At 58.8% G+C, this 21,373-nt stretch carries 16 protein-coding genes; 7 read left to right on the top strand and 9 right to left on the bottom strand.

The window, feature by feature from the left end:
* The first annotated feature begins 4 nt into the window (after positions 1–4).
* Positions 5–781 (top strand): PEP-CTERM sorting domain-containing protein, encoded by a 777-nt coding sequence (locus tag soil367_RS17895; RefSeq protein WP_136550381.1) that lies wholly within the window; start codon positions 5–7, stop codon positions 779–781.
* 154 nt (positions 782–935) lie between these two features.
* On the opposite strand, the gene soil367_RS17890 is transcribed toward soil367_RS17895, so the two are convergent.
* The 3 genes from soil367_RS17890 to soil367_RS17880 all read right to left on the bottom strand — a co-directional run bounded on the left by soil367_RS17890 (position 936) and on the right by soil367_RS17880 (position 6,299).
* On the bottom strand, positions 936–3,281 hold the full coding sequence (locus soil367_RS17890) for a glucose/quinate/shikimate family membrane-bound PQQ-dependent dehydrogenase (RefSeq protein WP_136550380.1): 2,346 nt from the start codon (positions 3,279–3,281) through the stop codon (positions 936–938).
* Positions 3,282–3,413: 132 nt separating this feature from the next.
* Complete coding sequence (locus soil367_RS17885) at positions 3,414–4,739, bottom strand: Na+/H+ antiporter family protein (RefSeq protein WP_136550379.1); 1,326 nt, start codon at positions 4,737–4,739, stop codon at positions 3,414–3,416.
* A gap of 273 nt (positions 4,740–5,012) precedes the next feature.
* The gene (locus soil367_RS17880; protein WP_136550378.1) at positions 5,013–6,299 is read right to left on the bottom strand and encodes a YncE family protein; all 1,287 of its coding nucleotides are present in this window, start codon (positions 6,297–6,299) and stop codon (positions 5,013–5,015) included.
* A 308-nt stretch (positions 6,300–6,607) separates the two neighbouring features.
* Here soil367_RS17880 and soil367_RS17875 point away from each other — a divergent pair, with 308 nt between their 5' ends.
* Complete coding sequence (locus tag soil367_RS17875) at positions 6,608–7,612, top strand: potassium channel family protein (protein ID WP_136550377.1); 1,005 nt, start codon at positions 6,608–6,610, stop codon at positions 7,610–7,612.
* A gap of 85 nt (positions 7,613–7,697) precedes the next feature.
* On the top strand, positions 7,698–8,810 hold the full coding sequence (locus soil367_RS17870; protein WP_136550376.1) for a PQQ-dependent sugar dehydrogenase: 1,113 nt from the start codon (positions 7,698–7,700) through the stop codon (positions 8,808–8,810).
* A 226-nt stretch (positions 8,811–9,036) separates the two neighbouring features.
* On the opposite strand, the gene soil367_RS17865 is transcribed toward soil367_RS17870, so the two are convergent.
* Positions 9,037–9,225 (bottom strand): CsbD family protein, encoded by a 189-nt coding sequence (locus soil367_RS17865; protein WP_136550375.1) that lies wholly within the window; start codon positions 9,223–9,225, stop codon positions 9,037–9,039.
* 351 nt (positions 9,226–9,576) lie between these two features.
* Between soil367_RS17865 and soil367_RS17860 the strand changes: the two genes are divergently transcribed.
* Complete coding sequence (locus soil367_RS17860) at positions 9,577–11,205, top strand: BCCT family transporter (protein ID WP_136550374.1); 1,629 nt, start codon at positions 9,577–9,579, stop codon at positions 11,203–11,205.
* Positions 11,206–11,341: 136 nt separating this feature from the next.
* Here the strand turns inward: soil367_RS17860 and soil367_RS17855 are convergent, their stop codons facing one another.
* Positions 11,342–12,037 carry an START domain-containing protein gene (locus tag soil367_RS17855; protein WP_136550373.1) on the bottom strand — a complete coding sequence of 232 codons (696 nt, stop codon included), beginning with the start codon at positions 12,035–12,037 and terminating at the stop codon, positions 11,342–11,344.
* A 97-nt stretch (positions 12,038–12,134) separates the two neighbouring features.
* Complete coding sequence (locus soil367_RS17850) at positions 12,135–13,223, bottom strand: AI-2E family transporter (RefSeq protein ID WP_136550372.1); 1,089 nt, start codon at positions 13,221–13,223, stop codon at positions 12,135–12,137.
* 709 nt (positions 13,224–13,932) lie between these two features.
* Between soil367_RS17850 and soil367_RS17845 the strand changes: the two genes are divergently transcribed.
* From soil367_RS17845 to soil367_RS17835, 3 genes are all read left to right on the top strand, one after another.
* Entirely contained in the window at positions 13,933–16,275 is a 2,343-nt protein-coding gene (locus soil367_RS17845; RefSeq protein WP_136550371.1) for a sensor domain-containing phosphodiesterase, read from the top strand.
* A 382-nt stretch (positions 16,276–16,657) separates the two neighbouring features.
* A complete protein-coding gene (locus soil367_RS17840) occupies positions 16,658–18,046 on the top strand; it encodes a condensation domain-containing protein (protein WP_136550370.1) in 1,389 nt (462 codons plus the stop codon).
* Positions 18,021–19,118: a TauD/TfdA family dioxygenase gene (locus soil367_RS17835; RefSeq protein WP_136550369.1), complete on the top strand. Its 1,098-nt coding sequence runs from the start codon at positions 18,021–18,023 to the stop codon at positions 19,116–19,118. The genes soil367_RS17840 and soil367_RS17835 overlap by 26 nt, the downstream gene beginning before the upstream one ends.
* Positions 19,119–19,153: 35 nt before the next feature.
* On the opposite strand, the gene soil367_RS17830 is transcribed toward soil367_RS17835, so the two are convergent.
* The 3 genes from soil367_RS17830 to soil367_RS17820 form a co-directional block, all read right to left on the bottom strand.
* Positions 19,154–19,393 carry a DUF2798 domain-containing protein gene (locus tag soil367_RS17830; protein ID WP_136550368.1) on the bottom strand — a complete coding sequence of 80 codons (240 nt, stop codon included), beginning with the start codon at positions 19,391–19,393 and terminating at the stop codon, positions 19,154–19,156.
* Between the two features lie 97 nt (positions 19,394–19,490).
* Positions 19,491–20,687 (bottom strand): sodium/glutamate symporter, encoded by a 1,197-nt coding sequence (gene gltS / locus soil367_RS17825; protein ID WP_136550367.1) that lies wholly within the window; start codon positions 20,685–20,687, stop codon positions 19,491–19,493.
* A 95-nt stretch (positions 20,688–20,782) separates the two neighbouring features.
* Complete coding sequence (locus soil367_RS17820) at positions 20,783–21,352, bottom strand: ATP-dependent zinc protease family protein (protein WP_136550366.1); 570 nt, start codon at positions 21,350–21,352, stop codon at positions 20,783–20,785.
* Positions 21,353–21,373 lie beyond the last annotated feature (21 nt).

Raw genomic sequence — 21,373 nt, 5'->3', positions numbered from 1 at the left:
GATTATGACTATTTTTAAGCGTAATGTCGTCGCGGTGGGCGCCGCTGGCTTCCTGTTCGCTGCCGCGGCTGACGCTGCCATCGTTAAGATCGACGAGAGCGCCTTCCTTGCGGGTTCGGGCCTGATAACCTTCAGTGAGGTTGCGCTGGGTACAAATAACCCAACCTACAATCCCGCTGATTACGGGGGCGGCGCAGCATCGCCAACCGTACATTTTGGTGGTTTCTTCCAGGGCCAGGCCTTGGGTGACCCTGCAGACTGCCCTCCCGGCGCTGCCCTGACCGGCTGTGTCACCGGCACCCCGACGGGTCCCCTCGCGCTTGACCCGACGTCCCCCGCGACCTTTACCACTGAAGACGGTGCCAACCCCACCAGTCCGGTACTTTCGGGAACGCCGACCTTTGCCGGCGTCATTTCGATTCTTTTCGATACGGACCTGGCCGGTGTCGGCCTTGAGGGCGGCTTTTTCGACGATATCGGCGGCACGGCCATCACCGCTTTTGACCGTAGCGGCAACCTCATCGGCTCTGTAACGAATGAAGACCTGGGCATCGAGTTCCTCGGCCTGGTTACCGAAGGCAACGTCAACACCATTGCCGGGTTACAGTTCAGCCTTGTTGGCAACGAGCCGTTCGGCTTCGCCATCGACAACCTGCGGTTCGGCACGGGCGATCAGATCGAACCTCAGGAGCCGGGCGTATCGGTACCTGAGCCGGGCAGCCTCGCGCTGTTGGGTCTTGGCCTGGTAGGGCTGGGCTTTGCCCGCCGCCGCCAAGCGTAAAGCTAGCGCCTGTTGAAGCGTACGGCCGAGAGCTCTATCAGGCTCTGATGGCCGTACGTTTTCTGTTCATGCCGTCCTGACTGCCGCGCCAGCTTCCTCTCGCCGCTGGTAGTGCTTGCCAGTCAGTCGACCTGAAACCATTGCAGCAACAGTCTCACTCCGTGTCCAGCTTGTACGCCAGCACGTAGTCTCCTATCGTCGTGCCAATGGACCCGTGGCCACCCGCTACCAGCACCACCATCTGCTCGCCTTTACTGTTGAGATAGGTCATGGGCGTTGCCTGCCCACCCGCCGGCAGTCGTGTTTCCCACAGCTGCTCACCGTCGGTGAGATTATAGGCGCGAAGGTAGTTGTCGACGGTCGCAGCGAGGAAGACGACGCCGCCCGCGGTGATCACCGGTCCGCCAATGCCCGGTACGCCCATTTTCAGAGGAACCGGAACCGGGGACATATCCTGGACGGTGCCGTTCTTGTGTTTCCACATGATCTCGCCGGTGCGCAGGTCGGCCCCGGCCACGTAGCCCCACGGCGGTTGCTGACATGGCACGTTAAGCGGCGACATAAAGGGCATCATCTCGATCCCATACGGTGCGCCGGCATTCTCGTTCAGCCCCTGTTCGCCCTGATTGGTTTCGCCTTCCGCAGATACCTCTTCCTTGGGCACGAGTTTGGAGATAAACGCCATGTATAGTGGCATGCCGAACATCACCTGACGCTCGGGGTCTACGGCGATACCGCCCCAGTTAAAGACCCCGAAGTTGCCGGGGTAGACCAACGTGCCCTGTACCGAAGGTGGCGTGTAGCGGCCTTCGTAGCGCAGTGATTTGAACTTAATGCGACAGATCATCTGGTCGATAGGACTGGCGCCCCACATGTCGGATTCTTGCAGATCCTCGGGTTTGAACGAGAGCGCCGACGTTGGCTGGGTCGGGGCCGCGTAGTCGGCCTCAATGGTGCCCTGGGGAGCCGGCTGCTCGGTAACAGGCAAGATAGGCTCGCCGGTCTCCCGGTTGAGGACGTACACGTCCCCTTGCTTGGTCGGTACAACCAGCCCGGGCTGCAGGCCATCAGCCGTCTCGATATCGAGCAGGCTGGGTTGCGCTGGCGTGTCCATATCCCAGAGGTCGTGGTGAACAAACTGCTGCACCCAGGCAGGCTCGCCCGTCTCCAGGCTCAGAGCCACCACCGATGACGCATAGCGCTCCTCGGCCGGGGTGCGGTACATGCCGAGCTGGTCCGGGGTGCGGTTGCCCATGGGGAAATACACCAGCCCCAGCTCTTCATCGGCGCTGGCGATGGCCCAGCTGTTGGGCGAGCTGGCAGCGTAGGTTTCATCCTCCGCGATGGGGTCGGTCTGCTGGGGGTTGGCCGGGTCCCAGTTCCACTGGAGTTCGCCCGTGCGCGCGTCATAGGCACGGATGACCCCGGACGGTGAGTTGATGTCGTAGTTGTCGTTGACCGAACCGGCCACAACGACCATGCCGTTGGCGACGATGGGCGGGGAGGTAGAATAGTAGTAGCCGTCCTGTTTGTACGGCATGTTGTGCATAAGATCGAGCACGCCATCTTCGGCGAAGTTGCTGCAACGGGCGCCCGTTGCAGGATCCAGCGCCAGCAGTCGCGCATCCGAGGTGGGCAGGAACAGCTGGGCATCGCAGCTGACGCTGGCGAGGTCTTCCGCCGGCCCATCGGCGGTAACGGCAGGTTCAAGGCTGGCCACACCGTCCGCAGGTGGCAGCAGGGATACGCCGCGGCAGGTCTGGTGCTGGCGCTGGCTTTCGGGCGGTACTTTTGCATCGTAGACCCAGCGTTCCTCGCCGCTGTCCGCGTCCAGCGCGACCAGCCAGTTATGGGGCGTGCAGAGGTAGAGCGTATTGCCGGCCTTGAGCGGCGTGACCTCGTAGGTGGTCTCGACCACATCGTCGGGCCCTTTCACATCCCCGGTCTGGTATTCCCAGGCCAGCGTGAGATTATCGACGTTATCCGGTGTGATCTGGTCCAGTGGGGAGTAACGCTGGCCGAGGTTGCTGCGACCGTAGCTGGTCCAGTCCTCTTCGGGGGTGTCTCCCAGTCGGGGGTCGGAAATCACCACCTCGTCCGGTAGCTGGCCCTCGATCCGGTTGGCGTCGTGCGTCAGGCTGGCAACCGTAAAGAGGCCCACGCCGACCCAGACCACCGCAAGCGCCACGGTACCGCTGCGCGTGCTGTCGCGTGGCGGGATCAGCAGCGGAATCGCGAGCAGAAGGAATATGCCCAGGCGGGCCGCCAGCGGCCACCAGTCGAACCCGGCTTCCCAAAACGCCCAGATCGCTGTCACCAGCAGAAACAGCGCATAAAGAAGCTGGGCAGACGCCCGCCGGGTTCGCGTAAAGACGCCCGTGACGACCAGCGCAAGACCAGCAATGGCGTAGTACCAGCTCCCGCCCAGCGTGATCAGCCAGACGCCGCCGACCACCAGTGCCAGGCCGATCAGAATGAATAGCAGTGCGAGTATGATCATGCTCAGTCCCTTGAGAAGTGGCTACCCTGTTGAGAGACAAGCCGTTTCTGGCAAGCCCGTTCCGTCCTAATCTATACCCTAAGGGCTATCTCAGCCAAGGGCGCGACCTGATCGATGGGTCACAAGCCTTGCCTAAAGCACCATTGCCGCGACCCAGCCAAAACCCAGCAGCGGCAGGTTATAGTGTAGAAAGGTCGGCACCACGGTGTCCCAGATGTGGTTGTGCTGGCCGTCGGCATTGAGCCCCGCTGTGGGGCCGAGTGTGGAATCAGAGGCCGGCGAGCCCGCGTCACCCAGCGCGCCCGCGGTACCGACCAGCGCCAGCACTGCCAGCGGGGTGAAGCCCAACTGCAGCGCCAGCGGGACGTAGAGTGCGGCGATGATCGGAATGGTGGAGAAAGATGAGCCAATGCCAAGGGTAATCAACAACCCGACCAACAGCATCAAAAGCGCAGCCAGGCCTTTGCTGGCGCCTATCATATCCACCGAGCTTTCCACCAGCGATGGGATATGGCCGGTCTCGCGCATGACTTCGGCAAACCCCGAAGCGGCAATCATGATAAAGCCGATCATCGCCAGCATCTTCATGCCCTCGGTAAAGAGATCGTCCGCCTCGTGCCACCTGACGACGCCGGAGAGCGTGAACACCAGGAAACCGGCCAATGCGCCGAGCACCATGGATCCGAGCCAGAGTTGCACGGCAAAGGCCAGCCCCACTGCAAAGATCGCAACGATCAGCGTCCGCGGGCTGTAGACAGCACGGCCCGCGTCCTTGTCCACGATGGCCTTTTCGTCGTAGTCCCGACTGCCGCGATAACTGAGGAATACCGCGACCAGAAGTCCGATAAGCATGCCCAGCGCCGGCAGTGCCATCGCCCGCATAACACTCAGCCCCTCTGTCGCCAGCCCGTTATCAGCCGTTTGCGCCAGCAGAATCTGATTGAGATAGATGCCCCCGAAACCCACCGGTAGCAGCATATAAGGCGTGATCAGGCCGAAGGTCAGTACGCAGGCGACCAGCCGACGGTCCAGCCGCAACCGGGCCATAACATAGAGTAACGGCGGCACAACCAGCGGGATGAACGCGATATGGATGGGCAAGATGTTCTGGGAGGAGATGGCAATCAGAAGCAGCGCAGCGAGCATTGTATACTTGAGGCGGGTATGACTGCCCGCGGACGCCTGCTCGTGCCCCACCATTGCCAGAGCCCTGTCAGCCAGGGTATGGGCCAGACCGGACTTACCGATAGCGACGGCGAACGCGCCCAGGGTGGCATAGGACAGTGCCACAGTGGCGCCGGCACCCAGGCCATTATTGAAGGCAGCGATAGTGTCATCAAGGGACAGACCGCCGACCAGGCCGCCGGCCATGGCCCCGAGGATGATAGCAATAACCACATGCATACGGCTCAAGCTCAGGATCAGCATCAGGCTGACCGCGACAACAACGGCGTTCATGAATACTCCGGCGAAATAACAGCAACTATCGGCACTGTTGTGTAGGGCAATAGGAAGGGCGATAGGGTAGCAGTCGTACCGGACAGTGTCCCGCATGACTCGCCCAGTGCGAGGCGCGACTTTTAGGGCTTATTGCAGTAACAGATAGTGGCTTTAGGCGCTTAGGGCAGAAACAGACAGGGGCTTATTGCAGCAATAGAGTTTTGCACTCTGCCAGAAGGAGTGCCAACCACCGTCCACTAGAGGCGGTTGGCACTGAGATGAAGATGCAGCCTACTGGGCTTCCGTCCAAGCGACCGGAACGCTGCCCTCACGGATGCGCTGCGGGTGGTCACCTACATCCACCCGGGCAACTTCTTCGCCGGTAGCGTAAGAAATCACCGACATCTGATCTGTTTCGCTCCAGGAGATATAGCAGTGCTCGCCTGTGCTGTCGGTGGTTACCCAGTAGGGTTTTTCACCGAGATCCGTCAGCAACTTATACTCGAATGACGCGCGGTCGACGATGGCTACGTAGTCGTCCATGGTACCCGCGACACAGAGGGTGTCACCGGCGCCATTCATGGCGATGCCATGGTGCGCAGAATCATTGACGTAGCGCTCGACCGGTACGTCCGGTATCAGGTTCGGCAGTTCCGCCACCCGTGTTACCCGGTCTTCCTGCATGTCGTACTCGACAAAGCCATGAAAGAAAGAAACCTGGGCGTAGAAGAAGCGTTCGTCTGGCGAGTGAGCCATGGGCCGGACTGCCGGGCTCATGCCCTCATAGCCGGCTTCGGCAAGCTTCTGGCCCATGTCGAAACTCTTGATCTCTTCAAGGGTGTAAGCATCGACCACCTTAACGACGCGTTCGCCCTTGAGGTAAGGGGACTGGCCGCGGTCGAGGGGGACGAACACCCGGCCGATGCTGGCATGGTAAATCTTGGAGCCGTCGCTGGAATAGATGTTCTCATGGGGTGAGTCGCCACTGGGGAACTTGCCACGCTCCTGGCCGGTTTCTACGTCGAGAATGTGGACGACATTGCCGGTAGAGGCAGAAACAGCTACTTCGGTACCGTCGGGCGACAGGGCCATATGATCGGAGCGGTAGCCGTCCACTTCAAAGCGCCAGGCGATCTCGCCGGTTTCGATCTCAATGGCGACCACATCGGCAAGGCTGGGGCGAGACACAATCAGAAGGCGGCCGTCCAGTGAGCTGTACATGTCGTCCACCCACTGGTCATTGCCTTCGCCGATCAGTTGGCGGATGGCCTGGAACATGATCAGCCGCAACGGGTTCAGGTAAATTTCCCGCAGGCGTTTCCGCTTGTCGGGAACGCCGTCGATACGGCCCAGGCGCTCGTAAGTGACCGGATCGATGACATCGATCATGCCTTCCCAGTTATTGCCGACAAAAATGACCGGTTGGGAGGGCCCCGCGGGTACAGGCGTCGGGTCGGGCTGGGGATCTTTCTTCCACCAGGTCGCACTGGCGCTGCCGGCGAACAGCAGAAGCGCTGCCGTTATAGCGACAGCACGTGTGAGCGCGCGGCCCGAAGCTTGTCCTTTTGATATCCGCATTGTTCCAGTCCTCGTATTTTTGTTGTTTTACTACCTTTCGATTGAGAGCAATCTGGTCAAATCTTACCCATGTTAAGGGACTAAGTCTGTCCCAGAGGTAGCGCTGGTCAATTCGATCAGCAATTTTGCGTCCTGGGTTACATCGAAGCGGTAGCCGACGCCTTGCATCTGAACAGGATGTGGTCCCCGTGACATGGAGAGTCCGTAACTGTGCCCGGCCCGTCGACTCAGCCAGAGTTGTTTTCCCGGGATCTATTTATGGCAGGGACTGAGTTTTATGGCAGGGACAGAGTTAATGGGAGGAAAGCGTGTTTAATGCCCAGCTTGTGTTTGGAGCCTTCCTGATTGCAATCATCATGGTCGATGCTATCCGGAGCACGCTTACCACCCAGGGCGGCGGTGTCTTGACCCGCCATCTGGCGAAAGCCCAGCATGGGCTGATGCTCTGGCTGGCCAGCACAACCGGCAGGCGGTCGCCGCTCGCAATTTCAGGCGCAGCAGCAATCGCGTCAATAACGCTGACCTGGCTCCTCGGTCTCTGGCTGGGCTGGTACCTCGTTTTCGATGCGCTTCCGGGCGCCGTGGTCAATTCCCAGAGCAAGCTCCCCGTTGATTCCATCGGAAAGGTCTATTTTGTCGGATTCACGCTCTCTACCTTGGGCATTGGCGATCTTGTCCCGTCCGGCGCCGCGGCGAGAATACTGACCCCTGTTGCAGCGTTCAATGGGCTTCTGCTAGCCACTCTGGCAATCACCTACGCAGTGCCGCTTGTCAGTGGCGCGGTACAGAAACGTCATTTTGCCTATTCGGTTTCGAGCCTGGGTCCAGATCCTGTTGGATTGGTCCGGGCCTCCTGGAATGGTAGGAATTTCAACGCTCTGGAATCGATTTTGTCGGACCTCAGTAGCGAATTGCTACAACTGACCGAACAGCGACTGGCCTATCCCATACTGGATAACTTTCAGACGCGGGAACGGGGTGGATCGCTCATTCTACAGATAGCCGTGCTTGACGAAGCCCTGAGCCTGCTTTCGTATGGAGTCGGGGCATCACAACGGCCAGACCCGGTAGTTGTGAACAACGTCCGCAGTGCAATTCAGCATTATCTGAGCCGGACGGTCGGCGACGAGGACGGCCGCACAGAAACACCACCGCTACCGGACATACAGAGACTCAGCGGGACAGGTCTCGAGGTGGTGGCTGAGGACACCTATGCGGCTGAACTCGTTTCACTGGCCCGGCATCGGCGAGGGTTGAAGCAGGCCCTTGAGCGTGAAGGCTGGGACTGGCCCGGCGGCGCCCGTACATCTTAAAGACAGCCTGAAACTGACAGTACCGTTGCCCCGGGTGTTCAAAGCTTGAGGGCGTACTACTGAAACTGATTGGAAGGAGCACACCATGAGCCCGACTCGCATTGTTATTGGCTTGGCGTTAGCCGTTGCCGGTGGCGCTGTGCTGGCACAGGAGAAGGTCCAGACGGAAGCTGGCCCCGTCAGTGTCGAAGAGCTGGCGGGCGGGCTTGAGCACCCCTGGGGCATGGCCTTCCTTCCCGACGGTCGCCTGTTGGTTACCGAGCGTGCGGGCACCCTGCGTGTCCTGGACAGCAGGAACCAACTCTCCGACCCGCTCGAGGGCACGCCGGAGGTACTGGCCAGGGGCCAGGGTGGTATGCTCGATGTCGCGCTCGACCCGGCGTTTGAGGAAAACCAGCTGGTTTACCTATCCTTCGCAGAAGGCGACGAGAGTGGCTCTGGCACCGCGCTCGGACGCGGCGAGCTGGTTGATGGCAGAATCAGAAACTTCGAAGTCATCTTTCGCCAGGAGCCGAAGGTTTCCGGTACCAATCACTATGGCGGACGTATCGTTTTCGCCCCTGATGGCACGCTTTTTCTAACCCTGGGCGACCGCTTCAAATTCGATCCGGCCCAGGATCTGTCCAACCATCTCGGCACCGTCGTCAGACTGAACCGGGACGGGACGATACCCGCGGACAATCCGTTTCTGGACAAAAGCGACGCCAGGGACGCGATCTGGTCCTATGGCCATCGCAACATCGAAGGCGCCGCGATCCATCCTGAAAGCGACGAACTCTGGGTGGCGGAAATGGGCCCCAAAGGCGGCGATGAGCTGAATAAAACCCAAGCGGGCCATAACTATGGCTGGCCTACGGTCAGCTGGGGCGACCATTACGACGGTCGCGAGATTCCCGATCCCCCTACACATCCGGAATTTGCCGATGCAGCCAAGCAATGGACGCCCGTGATAGCGCCTTCAGGCATGATGTTCTACACGGCGGACAAGTTCCCGAAATGGCAGGGCGACGCACTGATCGGTGGGCTGGCCAGTCAGGCTGTGATACGGGTCTCGATTAGTGGCGACAAGGCCACTGAGGAGGAGCGCATTGCACTCGGCGCCCGTATCCGTGACGTGGAGCAAGCACCTGACGGGTCGGTCTATCTGCTTACAGATGAGAGTAATGGCGGCATTTGGCGCCTCGCGCCGGGCGACTAGAAGACCCGATAGTGCAACGCCGGCTTCGTTATCTTTAGCCAGCGCTCAAGCGCTTTCGACCCGATCTGTGCGCGGGAGCTCATGCATGCGCCGGGAAGTGCTTAAAGCGCTCAGAGAGATTTGGGGCGGTTCAGAAAGAGCTCAATAACAAGGAGAAGCGTAAGAAAAAAATTGCTACCGCGGGGTGAGACGGGGCCCACGGCAGCAAGCCTGTCAGGCAGTCACATCATTCCTTGGCAGACTTTAGCGTGTCTTTAACATTGCCTTTAGTCTGCTTTGCACTGCCTTTGGTGTGTTGGTTCTTACCCTCGGCTTCGGTTTCGGGGTCATCTGTTGCCTTGCCCAGGGTTTCTTTTACCTTGCCCGTTACCTTGTCGATCATGCCTTCCGACTTGTCTGTTTTGGAGTCTTTCATATCTACCTCGCATCCTTGTGAATGAGATCTTTTCGTCTTGCGGCAGTTATCGCCGACATCTTTACGCTAACACGCCCTTACCTTCGGTCCAGTTAAGCCCTGTTAACGCGGACGACCTTTCCCACAGCCGCATACCCTGCCGGAATCGCTGTGCAATGGATGTCTTGCCTGGCGAAAGCTGCTGTGCCTATAGTCGGCCTGAAGCAGGCTCCTGAATGAGCGCTTGCCTGCGCTGACCGGCGCAGAGCGACGACTGATGTTCCTTCGATGTGGCCAGCCTATGCTTTGGGTTTACCGATCTCTTCCGGCAGCGCCGGAGGATAAGTCCACGGAAGGATTGAGGGTCTGCATATGGCTGCGTCGCGTAAGAAACGGTATGGCAACCCGGCAAAAAAGCTTTTCGGGATTGCGATCCACCGTCCGGTTTTCATTCCTGCCGCCTTCCTCATTTTCACCCTGGCGCTTAGCGGTGTCCTTGCGCCCCAGTACCTGGGTGACTCCGCCAAATCGCTCCAGGAGGCCATCGCCAACAACCTCGGCTGGTTTTACCTGGTCGCCATGAATGTGTTCCTCGGTTTTGCCGTATACCTGATCTTCAGCCGCTACGGCGACGTGCGACTTGGCGGCGATAATGTCCGGCCCGAGTTTTCGAACTGGGGCTGGTACTCCATTCTTTTTGCCGCGGGCACCGGCGTAGGGCTCCTGTTCTACGGCGTCGCCGAGCCAGTCTCATTTTTTGGAGACCCGCCGTTTGGCGAGCCGGAAACCGAGCAGGCCGCTCGCGACGCTCTGGTGCACAGCTATTTTCACTGGGGGTTTCACGGCTGGTCCATGTACGCCCTGGTTGGACTGTCGCTGGGGTTTTTCTGCTATAACCGCGGGCTGCCCCTGACGGTCCGTTCCGCTTTCCAGCCCTTGCTGGGCGATCGATTGGAAGGGCCATGGGGTAACCTGATCGACATTATCGCGGTGGTGGGAACGCTCACCGGCGTGGCGGTCTCGCTGGGTCTGGGGGTGAAGCAGATCAATACAGGCCTGGAGCAGGTTTTCGGCCTGCCGAATAACACTGGCGTGCAGCTTGGTCTGATCGCTGGTATTACCGCTGCCGCCACCGCCTCAGTGGTCACCGGCCTTGCCAAAGGCATTCAACTGCTGTCGAAACTGGCAATGCTGCTGGGGGGTGCGCTCGTAGTCTATGTGGTGTTTTTTGGCCCGGCCCAGTTCCTGTTCCACGCCCTGGTCGAGAGCATCGGCGCCTACTTGCAGCAGATTCCCAGCCGCGGGACTTATCTTGAGGCATTCAAACCGCCAGGTTCGCCGGACTGGCAGAACCAGTGGACCCTGTTCTACTTCGCCTGGTGGATATCCTGGTCACCCTTTGTGGGCATGTTCATCGCTCGTGTCTCACTCGGGCGTACGCTGCGGGAATACCTGCTCGGCGTACTGCTGGTACCGACGGCCGTGTCCATGATCTGGCTGACCTCGATGGGCGGTTCGGCGCTCTTTAGTGAACTCTATGGGGACAGTAATCTGGTTTCGGTGGTGCAGGAAGATGTCGTCATGGGGTTCTTTGTTTTCCTTGAGAACTTTGACGTGCCCCATTGGCTCAGCCTGATCAGTATGTCGTTGCTGATCATGGTCGTTTGTATTTTCTTCGTGACTTCGTCGGATTCTGGCTCGCTGGTGATCGATATCCTGTCCTCTGGTGGGGACACCAACCCGCCTACGCCCACGCGCGTGTTCTCGGCTCTGCTGGAGGGCACGATCGCAGCCGTGCTGCTGGTGGCAGGCGGTCTTGTCGCGTTACAGTCGGTCGCGACTATTGCTGGATTGGCTTTCGCGATCGTTATCCTGCTGATGTGCATGGGCCTTTACCTGGGTCTGAAGCGAGACGGTGCTCGCTACCAGAAAGGACGGCAGGTTGACGGCGACGGGCCCCTGGAAGCCGTCCGGCGCTCCGGCCCTGATGGCCGGACATAAATCAGCGTTTGCCGGACGTGTACGCGCTATTCGGTTAACCAGGCGCAGCAGCAGGGAGGCAGGCAGGGCAGCGGTGAAGACCGACAGCTGGCGCGCCCACCTGCACGCAGGCGCATCATGCCCGGCGTAAAGACGCTCAGAGCGCCGAGGCTTGCTCTGGCTGCTGTTCAGTGGCCATGCTCTCAACCCGTTCGCGCAGCGCGGACAGGGTTTTGACCGGGAGATCCCGGGCAATCATCGAGGCGATCCAACCCGGAATAACGCCGCCAATGTCCACTTCAACCTGGTAGCTGACATGGGTCTCGTTGGGCCCGACCTGGGTCATGGTGTAAGCGCCCTCGAGGCGGGGCATCCTAACGACCCCATCCTGCGGAGGAACATAGCCTGCGTCCGTGTTCTGAAACGAGAGCTTCAGTTCCTTGCCGTCGTTAGCGCGGCTGACGGTCGTCTTGACGACGACATCCCGATCCCAGGCGGGCCAGGGCGAATCGGTCCGGTTGTAGACGATATGTGTATTCTGGTCAATCGTCTCGATGCGCCGCGCCTCCGCGCAACGGTCCATCCACTCGGTGTGGTGTTCGACACGCTGGATTTCCCGCAGCACCGCCGCCGCTGGCGCGGCTATTGTGCCTTCTCCCCGAAAGCCCGGCAGAGTCTCGCCAGGGATGTCCAGACGCCAGACTTTTATCCCTTCTTTATGGGCGACTTCCTCCCAGGTGCCTTTTGCACCGCTGGTTGGGTCTTCCTCATGGGTACCCTCGGCGATAGAGGCCGTAGGTATCATGAACAGAAGCGCGAGAGCAAAATTGCCCAGAATCCGTGCGGGTGCCATCTGTTGTGCTCCTTAATTATGTTTCATGCGGAACGAAGCAGACCACCATTTATGAATCGGCGCAAGGGCATAGCTAACGTTCCGGGCGTGGAACGAACTAGTCATCAGCTGGCGCCTGCGGATGTGGCGCGAGATCAGTGTCATTTGAAGGCAGCGCCTTGAGAATGGCCTGAATGAAGGTCGCCAGCGGTATCGCGAAAAAAACGCCCCAGAAGCCCCAGAATCCCCCGAATATCAGTATCGCCACAATGATGGCTACCGGGTGCAGGTTGACCACCTCGGAGAACATCACCGGGACCAGCACATTACCGTCTAACGCCTGAATCAGCGCATACGCCGCCATGATCCAAAGGAACTGATCCCCGAAACCGAACTGGAAGTAGGCAATCAGCCCGATAGGCACCGTCACCACAGCCGCGCCGATGTACGGAATGATCACCGAGAGGCCGACCAGCAGGGACAAAAGCATGGCATAGGCCAGGCCCAGGAACAGAAAGGTCAGGTAACTGACCACCCAGACGATCAGGATCTCCAGGAACTTGCCCCTAATGTAATTGCCGATCTGCATGTCCACGTCCGTCCAGATCTGCTGGAGCAGCACTCGGTTGCGCGGCAGGTACTGGGCGCACCATCGGATGAGTCGGGCCTTGTCCTTGAGAAAGAAGAACACCAGAAACGGTAGCAGTAGCAGATAGACCAGCATGGTGATGATGACCACCACGTACTGTACCGAGAACGAGGTCAGCAGACGCTGGCTGAAATCCAGAGCTTCCCGGCGCAGGGTGATGATGAGTTCGGTGACCTGCTGCTGTGAGAACAGCTGCGGATACTTCTCGGGCAGCTGCAGCAATAACGACTGACTGGTACTGAGAATGCGCGGTAGCTCATTGAGGAACTGCGATACCTGTGCAACCAGAAGCGGCAGCAGCAGGAAAAACACCAACAGTAACCCGGCGAAAAAAAACGAAAAGACCAGCAGAACTGCGGCAAGGCGGGGGACACGCCAGCGTTCCATCTTCTGAACCAGACCCTCCAGTAAATACGCCAGCACGACGGAGGCGACCACTGGCGCGAGCATGTTGCTGAAAAACAGGAAAATGCCCAGTCCCACCAACAGCACAACCACCAGACTGACGACCTGGGGATCATTGAAATGCTGGCGGAACCATTCTCTGACGAACTGCATGCTATCTGCCGACTCCCCTGCGCGGATGAACACCCGTGGGCGGATGCTGAAAAGTTGAACGAGCTGGCAACGATTGTACTCTCTCAGCCAGGGCATGCGCGGCGCGCTTGCCGTCAGGCGAGCTTCTTTTTCGCCTCGCACTTTCGCCTCGCACTCTGGATTTTCGGGCAGCCGGCGGGGCGTTACAGCCCAAGGCAGAGCTGAGGTTGAAAAACCGTAATGACAACTTCGACAGTTTTGCGGACGGGCTTTGCCAATCCGGCCTGCCAAAAGCGGGGCCTTCGATATCCCGGGCGAAGGCCCGTCTCATGCCGGAAGAGGTCCATTGCCCCGTTTCGGTGCTGTGAGGCTTGCCGTGAACTTTAGGCCGGCAGCGCCGCTTCCCTAAGGCACTTGGCGCGAACTCAGGACCCGACGTTTCTTAACCTATGGGCTTTTAAAGCTGAGGTTTCGGTAACACAGTAAGATACCGCGTTTGGTTATGATCGTTGCAAGGCGACTTATTCAGTACCTTATAAAACGGGTTCCGAAGGACAATAGCGGAGGTAATCACAGAGCCAGCTTCTGAACACCGACGGCGCAAGCGGGACGAAGGCCCGGCTGTTGGTGCAAGCGGTTTGGAATCACGTGGTGTCTTACTGCCAACATACTGGTGCTACGCATTAAGACATGAGATGTTCGAGTACTACGTTTTCGTCGAGGTCAGACCATGAGAACGGAGCTTCCAAAAACAACAACAAAAGCAGCCAGTCGGAGTGAGAGTTTTGGGGCAGGGACTGAGAATCAGTTCAGCCAGCTCATCCGTCTTGCATGCCTGTACTTTCACGTCAAAACGGCTTTCGTTTCGTTGGCGTCCGGCGGCGGCCAGAAGGTAAAGGCCGGCCAGGGACTCAAACCAGACGAGATTGAACAGGTCTCGTGCCTGGCTAATCTGGTATTCCAGCAAGGCGAGCCGGTGACTATTCCCGATACGCGGCTGCATTCGCTCTTCAGAAGCAGTTCCCTGCTCAGCAGCCAGCCTGATATCCGCTTCTGTGCTGGCATACCCATCCGTGACCCGGTCGGGCTCAAGGTCGGCACCCTCTGCCTGATCGACACTAAAACACGGCGCTTTAGCAATCACGATCTTGAAGTCCTGCATACTTTTGCCAGTCTGGTCGAGGATGAACTGGAAGCCGGTAACCATAGTCGGCTGGACACAAGAACCGTGGAATCCCGGCTTCTCACCCGGTCGATAAGCAATGCCCAAACCATTTTTCTCAGTACCGACGATGACCACGCTGCCTTTGAGGCACTTCTGGACGATCTGCTGACCCTGACAGAAAGCGCGTTCGGCTTTATTGGTGAGGTTCTGGAAAATGAGGTGGCCGAACCTTATGTAAAGGTCCGCGCGATCACCAACATTTCCTGGAACAGGGAAACCGCAAAGCTCTATGAGGAGGTGGATCGTCGGGGAATGGTGTTCGATCGTCTGGATACGCTGATTGGTGCTGCGGTCCTGAAACGCGAAGTCATTATTTCTGAGGACGTGCGTACCGATCCACGCCGGGGCGGGACGCCGCTCGGGCACCCACCCATCAGAACCTATATAGGCATCCCGGTTTTCTCAGGCGCCCATCTGGTGGGGCTGATCGGGCTGGCCAACCGGCCCAACGGCTTCTCCACTCAGTTCGCCGAGGAGCTGGAACCTCTGACCCGCACCGTGGGCACCCTGATTGAAAGGAAACGTCTCTATGCGGAGCGGCTTCAGCAGCATCAGCAGACGGAACGGGTTGCGAGCTTTGACATGCTCACCGGCCTGCCTAACCGGCGGCTTTTTATCAAGCGTTTCGATGAGCTCCGGGCTCAGGCGGATCGGAAACCCTGTCTGCTCTCAGTCTGCTTTATCGACCTGGATGGGTTCAAGGAGATCAATGACCAGTTTGGTCATGAAACCGGGGACGCAGTACTCAAGGCCATCGCCCTTCGGCTCTCCGACGTTCTCGGGGCAGGCGATGTGGTGGCCCGTCTGAGCGGCGATGAATTTGTGGCGGTACTACAGGATGTCAGCGACCCGGGCGTGTACCAGCGGATTCTCGAGGCGATCCGGACGCCGGTGAGCTACTGCGGCCAGCATATCCAGGTCTCCGGTAGCATGGGTATTACCGTCTATCCGGAAGATAACGCAGAGCGGGACGTACTGCTGCGCCATGCAGACCAGGCCATGTACACCGCCAAGGAACTCGGCAAGAACCGGCTCTGTTTCTTTGATGTCGGCGAGCATCAGCTAAGGCGTAAGCGCCACAGGATCGCCGATGACTTCAGGCGGGCGCTTGCTAAAGATGAGCTGGAGCTTTTTTACCAGCCTAAAGTGGATCTCTGCCGACAGCGGGTCGTCGGGTTCGAGGCACTGATTCGCTGGCATCACCCGGATAATGGTCTGCTGACGCCGGACCAGTTCCTGCCGGCTCTGGCCGGCACTGAACAGGAAATCATGCTGGGCGAATATGTTATCGCCGAGGGGGTGCGCACCATTGAGCGATTCGCCAGGTTGAACGAAGATTATTCGCTGAGCATTAATATCAGTGCCCAGCACATCCTCAACGAGGGCTTTCTGCCCAAACTTGAATCCAGACTGGCCCTGCTTCCGGCCGGCCTGCGTTCCAGACTCTTTATTGAGGTGCTGGAGTCCATGGCTCTGGAAGATATCGATCTGTCGATCAACATTCTCGAAGGCTGCAAACGCCTGGGCGTTAACCTGTCCCTTGACGACTTCGGGACGGGCTTTTCGTCATTGAGCTACTTCAGGCGGCTGCCGGTCGATGAAATAAAGATCGACAAGAGTTTTGTCCGGGAAATACTGACGGACGCGGACGACAGCATGATCGTCCGGAACATAGTCAACCTTGCGAAGGGCTTCAACAGGCGCGTGGTCGGCGAAGGGGTCGAGTCACAGGCGGTTGCGGAAGAGCTTGCCGGCTTTGGTTGCGATCTTGCCCAGGGCTACCACTTCAGCCGCCCCTTGAGCCTGGGCCAGGCACTGAGCTGGTCGGATCGCTTCAACGGCTGCTGAATAGCGAGGCGCCGGCGCTGGAGTGCCAGGCGTTTTGGCTGAATTACGGCTCTCACCTTTTACAGCTGTCTTGCCTGGCCTGGCTGGCAGCTCAATGGCAGCCATTCCTGCCGACACTGCAGACCTTCCTGTCGGTCGTGCTGACCTTCCTGCCAGTCTGCTGCCGGTTCGATAGGCGCCAATATTTTTGAGTTTTGACGCACGGCTGGGCTGCAAACCAGTCCACAATTGCCGGAATAGATGGCGCGTTAAAGTGACTTTCGGTTAATTAAATCGCAAGCTGATCAATCAGCACCCTTAAAGAAAAGCGGGAGGGGCCGGCCTCATCGATACCCCGGCTCAGCTACGGGTACTGCCACGCATCAGCACAGGCCGTATATCGATGGTTGCGATAGAAGCAATTTCCGGTTCCACTTCGCGTCCGCTCGGAAAAGGCGAGCAACTCTGGCTGCGCCTCAGCGAAGCGTCCTCTAGCAACGCAATTTTTATCGTCTCTCTCGGGGGCGAGGTTGATCCGCATCGGCTGGATCGAGCCCTGCTTAACGCAACCAAGGCGTTTCCCATACTGCGTGCCCATGTTGAACTTGGGCACGGCGTACCCACGCTTGTTTTCTCCGGGCGTTGTCTGGTGCCGCTGAGCGTCGAGGCGCGGATAGCCGATAACCACTGGAAGACTATTGCCGAAGAAGAAACCACCCGGGGGATTCATCCCTCTGAGCCTCTGCTCTGGCGCGCAAGGCTGCTCCAGGGATCCGACCGGTCCGACTTTGTCCTCACGTTTAATCATGCGCTCACCGACGGGGCTTCCCTGCAGTTGCTGGTCGACGCCATCCTTCGGTGTTACGCGGCTGATCGAGATGTGCTCGAAAGAATGCCGCCGCCACGTTGTTATGAAGATCATCTTGACGGCCCCAGCCTCTCCCGGGCGTTCGCCCGTGCCCTGCCGGGCGTCTTGCTGAACCTCTTCAAAAAGAAGACGGCCGTCGCCGCGGCGCCGTTGAATCCGAACATCAAGCCCGGCGCAAAGCCCGGTACCCGCTTTGTGTTTCTCGATATTGATCGCCGCCGCAGCGAACTGTTACTCAAAGCAGCCAAGGCCCAGCGCCAAAGCCTCCATGGCATTCTGGGCGCCATGCTGTTGTTGGCTTCGCGGGATGCCATGTCGGTACGCGGCCCTACAACCCTCGCGATGAGCTCCGCCATCAACGTCAGGCCGAAGTTGAAAGGCGATTTCAGTAAGGAAGTGGCGTATTACGCCAGCGGTTTCGAGTCGCGCTTTACGCTCGCGCCCGACACCACTATCCGGACGCTGGCCAGCCAGGTGAATCAGGACGCGAAGGCCAAGTTCACAGCGGAGAACATTGCACTAGGCATCATCACGAAAGGGCTGATCCTGAAGTTCAAAAAGCGCGGTCAGGATCTGATGGCGGCTTCCGCCCGCTACAGCAAAACCAGCCTGCACTTCACGAATATCGGCCGGATGATGGTCCAGCCCCAGTACGGCGATCTTGAAGTGCTTCGTATCAGGCCGGTGCCAAGCGTTCATTTCATGAACAAACCTATCGTCTGCCTGGAAAGCAATTTCTTCAATGGCATGCTCCAGCTGACGTTTAGCTACTCGGCTCCGCTAACCGACCCGGCCTACGTCGCCCGGCTGGCTGGACGTTACGAAGAGCTTCTGAACAACGTACTCGATTCGGGCGAGCCGCAGCACTCGACCGCAGAACAACAAAAAGAAAAGGACAATGTCACCGCAGAACTTCAGCCTTGATCAGCTTCATGCCGAGGACACCCACGCATTCGTTACCACTTACACCCCCAAGGGCAGGAACGATCTCGAGACGCTGAAGGGTATTCTCCGGGAGAACAAAGACTTCTTCAGGCAGAAAATTGCCGAAAGAGGCGTCATCCTCTTTCGCGGTTTCGAAAGCAGCACGCACCAAGCCTTTCATGGCCTGGTGGAGCAAGGCATGGGGCTTGAGCCCTGGAACGCCTTCAATCTCAAAAAAATGCCCGGATTTCTGACCAGCTGGTTGCGTAAGTACAGCGAAGGGTTGGTCGGTGGTGGCGATTACCGTCGCTACCTGGATAAGAATACCGTTCGGCTCGGGCCGGTGGAGTCGGCCATCCAGGGCCCCCATACGGAAGGTGCGGTGCGGTCGGAGCGCTCACGTTACATTGCGCTTTGCTGTTTTGAGCCCTCACCCTATCTGGCTGAGACAGGCATGGCGGATCTGCATGAAGTCTATAAAAGCCTTCCGGAAACGGTGCGGGCCAAGTACGACGGTGCCTGGAACCGCTTTTACTATCTTTCTTCCCGTAAGCTGACCTGGCTGGACCGGCGTCTGTTGCGTGGCAGCCCCCTGCAGGTGGTTGACCGCCCCGATGGTCGTGCTGATCTGGCGCTGGCGCCCTGCCCGCTGGTGTGTGCTGTGCCTGAGACCGGCAAAGCCTGCGTACAGCCCTGGGCATTCGCGCGCAATACGAACGGCCAGGTACACAGGGCCGCACTGGATGTGTTCAAAGGGCGCGGAGAGATCAAGAAGGACTCTACCGCCGAGAACATGAGCCTGACGTGGGAGCTCTGCGATAGAGAAGGTACGGCTATAGAGTGGACCGAAGAGGAGCAGACCGAACTTTTTGCCGCCATCTTCAAAAAGGCGCTTCTGATGGTCTGGCAAAAAGGCGACGTGGCTTTCGTCGACAATGTGCGTATCGGACACTGGCGCATGAACGGTGAGCAGGGCAACCGGAAACTCGTCCAGATCCAGGCTACCAACTTCAATGCCGAAGACTATCTGCCGGTTCCTGAGGCGCCAGCCCCAATGACAGCTGCAGGTTGACCCGAGCAGAAGGTCGGCAGTCACATTCCGGCAGCTCACCGCCTGGTGGAGTCCTCCTTCAGTACCAGGTTGACCAACCGGTTCACCAGGGGCGCCACGACAAGAATTGTCGGAAAGGCCACGACAAAGGCAAACGCCCACGCGCGTAGCCAGATGCTGACAATATCGCTGACAAAACCCAGGTTGAACAGGCTGATGACCAGCGACATGATGCCGGACATCAACAGGGACATGAAAAATCCGAAGACAAATCGGTGGTGTTTTTGGTCAATCATGAGGCTGTCCTCTGACGGCGCTGCGCAGGTCCCATGGGTGTTCAGTGTAGACTGGAAGGGATTATCCGGTACCCCGCGGCCCAAGCCAATCCCCAGCCTACTGGGTGAAGTAGCCGAGCCCGAGCAGAGTCTGAACCAGAGCCGCATTAGCGATGTCGATGAAAAAAGCGCCGAGGAGCGGTATGACCAGGTAGGCTTTGGGGCTAGGCCCGAAGCGGTTGGTCAGCGCATCCATGTTCGCGATCCCCACCGGCGTTGCCCCCAGGCCCATACCGATAAAACCGGCGCTGATGCAAGCCGCGTCGTAGTCGCGGCCGAGCAGGGGGAATATTACCCAGATAGTGAACACCGCAATAACGATGGCCTGCACCACCATGACCGCACTGATCAGGCCCAGCGCGCCCTGCAGTGACAGTAACGGCAGACTGATCAAACTCATGCCCAGGAAAAGCTGCAGGCTCATGTCTCCGACCAGCTGGATCGGTCTGTGATCCAGCTTTACCTTGAGGGCTTCCAGCCCGTTGGTCAGTAAGATGCCCAGAAACATAGCCGTAAGGAAAGCTGGCAGGCGGATACCAAGGCCGGCCACCCAGTCGTAAACCGCCGCGCCCAGCGTAAAGCAGAGCGTAATAAGCAGAATGGCCGTCAGCAAGCTGTTGAGCTCGATCAGGTAGGTCACTTTCTGGCCCGTCTCGACGTGGGGCAGCCCGGGACTTTCAAGGGTGGACGATAAATGATTTCGCTTTATCAGGAAGGCCCCGATCGGGCCTCCGATGAGACCGCCGGCTATCAGTCCGGCTGTCGCGAACGTCATGCCCATCGAGCTGGCGTTTTCCAGATTGAAGTGTGTCTCGAACAACTGGCCCCAGGTTATAGCGGTGCCATGTCCCCCCGCCAGGGAAATACTGCCGCCGATAAGGCCGACGAGCGGACTTTCTCCGGCGATCAGGGCCAGCAGGGTCCCCGTCAGGTTCTGAAAAAGGAGAAAAGCGACGGCCAATCCCAGCATAATGCCCAGCGCCTTGCCCCCTTCCAGCATCTGTCGGAGCCTGGCGGAAAGGCCAATGGTGCTGAAGAACGTGATCAGGAGCAGATCCCGTAACTGTAGATCGAACCGGATCTCCAGTCCGCTTGCCCACTCGGTCAAGGCCATCAGGGCGCTGATGGGCAGCCCCCCGCTGACGGCTGGCGGGATATTGTATCGATGCAGAACCGCCACCCGCCGGTTTATCTGATAACCCAACCACAGCGCAATAATGGCAAGGGCCACGGTGACCGGGGTGTTAATCAGCATAAGGGGTCGCTATCGGGTCTGATCCAGCAGCAGCGGGCTGCTCCTGTTGATTGCGTGATCTGCACCATCTGCAGCCAGTGTTTGCACACTCTACATCAGTTGGCTTCGGCTGCCACCTGCTCAAGTGCCCGGAACCCGCAGTCGGACTCTGCCAGGAAGCTGTCCTCGGAGTCGACGATGACTTCTCCGGCCATGAAGCGACGACCGAGCAGGGCCGGGTATTTGAATCTGCTCCGGTCGGTCAGGGAGAACTGGGCTTCCTGATGCTCACCGTCTATACAGAAGCCCATGATGACCACATGGCGTCGCTGGGATTCGGCTCCTTTACGTTTGACCAGCACCGTACGCTCTACAGGCCGCTCGAATGTCAGGGTAGCGTCACCGATGCCTTTGGACTCTTTGTGGTGGTCCAGCGGCAGTTCAAAACGAACCCATTCCTCTCCATCTCTTTTTAAGGGCTCAATGTCCGTCGCGTGCAGGGAGCCGGTGTTCGCGCCTGTGTCCAGCCGGGCCTTGAGCCGCAGTTCCGGGTCGTCAAGGACAATCCATTCCACGAAGCCCAACCGTTTGGCGTCCTGCGGTACGGTTTCCTTTGCTACAGCGCCTGTACTCATGTTGAAGGTGAAGGCCAGGCTGGCCAGAAGGGTCATCAATCTTCGGTTCATCCACAGACTCCTTTCGGTGAG

The sequence above is a fragment of the Hydrocarboniclastica marina genome, from assembly GCF_004851605.1.
Lineage (GTDB): Bacteria > Pseudomonadota > Gammaproteobacteria > Pseudomonadales > Oleiphilaceae > Hydrocarboniclastica > Hydrocarboniclastica marina.
Note: the sequence above shows the minus strand (reverse complement) of the source record. Positions and strands in the feature narration are given on the sequence as shown.